Origin of the sequence: Pedobacter sp. (assembly GCF_045627485.1) — a bacterium.
Lineage (GTDB): Bacteria > Bacteroidota > Bacteroidia > Sphingobacteriales > Sphingobacteriaceae > Pedobacter.
The window spans coordinates 1-2,825 of the sequence record NZ_JAZQNU010000042.1; the positions used below are offsets into that span (position 1 = coordinate 1).

Here is a 2,825-nt window from a genome sequence, read left to right on the forward strand (position 1 = left end):
TGGGTTCAAGTCCCATCTTTGGCTCATAAAAGTAAGAAACTTTGTCAGGTCTGTAAATAAGAGCAGCGTGAGCAAGGTTTTTTGTATTGAATAATATCAAAACAACAAATTAAAATAAAAGTTAACCTACTAATAAGTATAAAAACATGGCAAAAGAAAAGTTTGACCGCAGCAAGCCGCACTTAAACATCGGCACAATCGGTCACGTTGACCACTGTAAAACAACCTTAACAGCAGCTATCACTAAAGTTTTTTCTGATGCAGGTTTATCTGAGGCGCGTTCATTTGATTCTATTGACTCAGCTCCTGAGGAAAAAGAAAGTGGTATCACGATTAACACATCACACGTTGCGTATTCTACAGCTAACCGTCACTACGCACACGTTGACTGTCCAGGTCACGCGGATTACGTAAAGAACATGGTTACTGGTGCTGCCCAAATGGATGGTGCGATCATCGTTGTAGCCGCTACAGATGGTCCGATGCCACAAACTCGCGAGCACATTCTATTGGCTCGTCAGGTAGGTGTTCCTTCATTAGTAGTGTTCATGAACAAAGTGGATATGGTTGATGATCCTGAATTACTTGAGTTAGTAGAGATGGAAATTCGCGAACTATTATCTTTCTATGAATTCCCAGGTGATGACATTCCGGTTATTCAAGGTTCTGCTTTGGGTGGATTGAATGGTGATCCGAAATGGGTTGAGAAAATCATGGAATTAATGGAAGCAGTAGATAGCTACATTCCAATTCCTCCACGTTTAACTGTCCTTCCATTCTTAATGCCTGTTGAAGATGTATTCTCGATCACTGGTCGTGGTACTGTTGCAACTGGTCGTATTGAGCGTGGTGTAATCAACTCTGGTGATCCAGTTGAGATCTTGGGTATGGGTGCAGAAAATCTTGAATCAACTGTTACAGGTGTTGAGATGTTCCGTAAGATCCTTGATTATGGTGAAGCAGGTGATAACGTAGGTTTATTATTACGTGGTATTGAGAAAACTGATATCCGTCGTGGTATGGTTATCTGTAAACCAGGTTCTGTTACTCCTCACACAGATTTCAAAGCTGAGATCTATGTATTATCAAAAGCTGAAGGTGGACGTCACACTCCATTCTTTAACAAATACCGTCCACAATTCTATTTCCGTACCACAGACGTTACTGGTGAGATTTCACTAGCTGAAGGAACTGAAATGGTTATGCCAGGTGATAACGTTACAATTACAGTTAAATTGATCAACGCAATCGCAATGGAAAAAGGTCTACGTTTCGCTATCCGTGAAGGTGGTAGAACAGTAGGTGCTGGTCAGGTAACTGAAATTTTAAAATAATTTTCGTACCTTTGTGCGAAATATAAAACTTAGTACTTAGATAGGGCTAATAGTCGAACGTCTAAGTACTAAGTTCTTTTAATAAGATACACGGGAATAGTTCAACGGTAGAATAGAGGTCTCCAAAACCTTTGATCAGGGTTCGAATCCTTGTTCCCGTGCAAATACTAGAATATGGCTAAGGTAGTTCAATTTGTTAAAGAATCGTATGAAGAAATGACCCAGAAGGTTACCTGGCCAACGTGGGGGAATTTGTTAAATTCTGCTGTTTTGGTGTTGGTGTCTTCTTTAATCGTTGCAATCGTAATTTTTGCAATGGATAAGGGCGCTACATTTATTTTAGATACTTTTTATAAATCACTGTAAATATATATAGCTAAATGAACGATCAGTTAAAATGGTATGTAGTTAGAGCTGTAAGCGGTAAAGAGAAAAAGGTAAAGCAATATATCGATTCTGAAATCAGTCGTTTAGGTTTTTCACATCTGGTTCCACAGGTATTGATACCAATGGAAAAATATTACCAGATGAAAGACGGAAAAAAGATTGCAAAAGAACGCAATTTTTATCCGGGATATGTTTTGATTGAAGCTGCATTGGATGGCGAGATTGAACATATTATTAAAGGAATAAACAGTGTGATTGGGTTTTTAGGAGACAAAGGGGGTAACCCGGTTCCTATGCGTCAGGCTGAAGTTAACCGCATATTAGGTAAAGTTGATGAGATGAGCCAGCAAGGCGAAACGATGAACATTGCTTATTATGTTGGCGAGAACGTTAAAGTAATGGACGGACCTTTTAATGGTTTCACCGGCGTGATCGAAGAGGTTAATGAAGAGAAAAAGAAATTGAAAGTAATGGTGAAGATCTTTGGACGGAAAAGTCCTTTAGAACTGAACTATATGCAAGTAGAAAAAGAATAAAAAGACCTTAAATGTTACATGCTTCCATATTTAACATTGAGTATTACAATTAACAAAACAGAAAATGGCAAAAGAAGTCAGTGCGCTTGTTAAATTACAAATCAAGGGTGGAGCCGCAAATCCATCACCTCCAGTAGGGCCTGCATTGGGTGCTAAAGGGGTGAACATTATGGAGTTTTGCAAGCAATTCAATGCTCGTACCCAAGATAAGCCCGGTAAAGTATTACCAGTTGTAATTACTGTTTATGCTGACAAGTCTTTCGAATTTATCATCAAAACCCCTCCTGTAGCTATCCAGTTAAAAGATGCTACTAAATTAACGAGTGGTTCTGCTGAGCCCAACCGTAAGAAAGTTGGTTCGGTGACTTGGGATCAGGTTAAGTCGATTGCTGAAGATAAGATGACAGACTTAAATGCCTTCACTATCGAGTCGGCAATGAGTATGGTTGCCGGAACAGCACGCAGTATGGGAATCACCGTTAGCGGTGACGCACCCTGGACAAATTAATTAACAAAAAACAGTTTACAACAGTGGCTAAATTAACAAAAAATCAAAAAAAGGCACATG

General features: G+C 39.3%; 4 protein-coding genes and 1 tRNA gene. All 5 read left to right on the plus strand.

Annotation, left to right across the window (positions count from 1 at the left end; translation table 11 throughout):
• Positions 1 to 146: 146 nt before the first annotated feature.
• The 5 genes from tuf (at position 147) to rplK (ending at position 2,765) form a co-directional block, all read left to right on the plus strand.
• Entirely contained in the window at positions 147 to 1,334 is a 1,188-nt protein-coding gene (gene tuf / locus ACR2F3_RS03235; protein ID WP_432708544.1) for an elongation factor Tu, read from the plus strand.
• 90 nt (positions 1,335 to 1,424) lie between these two features.
• Positions 1,425 to 1,495, plus strand: a tRNA-Trp gene (locus ACR2F3_RS03240).
• 13 nt (positions 1,496 to 1,508) lie between these two features.
• Positions 1,509 to 1,700: a preprotein translocase subunit SecE gene (gene secE, locus ACR2F3_RS03245; RefSeq protein ID WP_432708545.1), complete on the plus strand. Its 192-nt coding sequence runs from the start codon at positions 1,509 to 1,511 to the stop codon at positions 1,698 to 1,700.
• 14 nt (positions 1,701 to 1,714) lie between these two features.
• Positions 1,715 to 2,257, plus strand: a complete 543-nt coding sequence (gene nusG, locus ACR2F3_RS03250) for a transcription termination/antitermination protein NusG (protein ID WP_196859914.1) — start codon at positions 1,715 to 1,717, stop codon at positions 2,255 to 2,257.
• Between the two features lie 64 nt (positions 2,258 to 2,321).
• Positions 2,322 to 2,765, plus strand: a complete 444-nt coding sequence (gene rplK, locus ACR2F3_RS03255) for a 50S ribosomal protein L11 (RefSeq protein WP_073232496.1) — start codon at positions 2,322 to 2,324, stop codon at positions 2,763 to 2,765.
• The last annotated feature ends 60 nt before the right edge of the window (positions 2,766 to 2,825 follow it).

Bases quoted from the DNA above. Each gene is read 5' to 3' on its own strand.
- tuf (WP_432708544.1), top strand. From the start codon at position 147: ATGGCAAAAGAAAAGTTTGACCGCAGCAAGCCGCACTTAAACATCGGC.
- secE (WP_432708545.1), top strand. From the start codon at position 1,509: ATGGCTAAGGTAGTTCAATTTGTTAAAGAATCGTATGAAGAAATGACC.
- nusG (WP_196859914.1), top strand. From the start codon at position 1,715: ATGAACGATCAGTTAAAATGGTATGTAGTTAGAGCTGTAAGCGGTAAA.
- rplK (WP_073232496.1), top strand. From the start codon at position 2,322: ATGGCAAAAGAAGTCAGTGCGCTTGTTAAATTACAAATCAAGGGTGGA.